The 506-nt window shown below is 62.1% G+C and carries 1 protein-coding gene; it reads left to right on the top strand.

Going from position 1 to position 506, the window contains the following annotated elements; genetic code table 11:
* Positions 1-296, top strand: a 296-nt coding sequence (locus tag C5Y96_RS16015; RefSeq protein ID WP_199188721.1) for a DJ-1/PfpI family protein, incomplete at its 5' end; no start/stop codon positions are given.
* Positions 297-506 lie beyond the last annotated feature (210 nt).

Genomic DNA, 506 nt, shown 5'->3' with positions numbered 1-506 from the left:
ATCCGCAGGTGATCGAGATCGTGCAGCACTTCGCCAGCGCGGACAAGCCGATCGCGTCGCTTTGCCATGGCCCGCAGATCCTGGCCGCCGCTGGCGTGCTCGACGGCAAGTCGTGCAGCTGCTATCCGGCCTGTTCCCCTGAAGTGAAGTTGAGCGGCGGGACGTTTGTCGAAGCGAGCGAAGGTTTTGACAACGCCCATGTCGACGGCAATCTCGTGACCGCCCCCGCTTGGCCGGCCCACCCCGCGTGGATCCGAGCTTTCCTGGAAGTGCTGGGGACGAAGATTACGCTCTAACGGCCCAACCCACTGGCGCTAGAAACGTGCGTCACGCTACGGCGTTCCCGTTTCGCTCGACGGTTGTTGCAAGCCATGCTTTTTGCGAAGGCGATCCCAATACGTCTTCCAATAGTCGTCGTAGTAGTCCAAGGCGGCGGTTTCGATGTGGGGCGGATCGACCACTTCCGGCCACTTGGCTGGCTCGTACGCTTTTAGGTGGCCCTGGCC

Source organism: Blastopirellula marina (assembly GCF_002967715.1).
Classification (GTDB): Bacteria; Planctomycetota; Planctomycetia; order Pirellulales; family Pirellulaceae; genus Bremerella; species Bremerella marina_B.
This window is presented reverse-complemented; position numbering and strand designations above follow the sequence as displayed.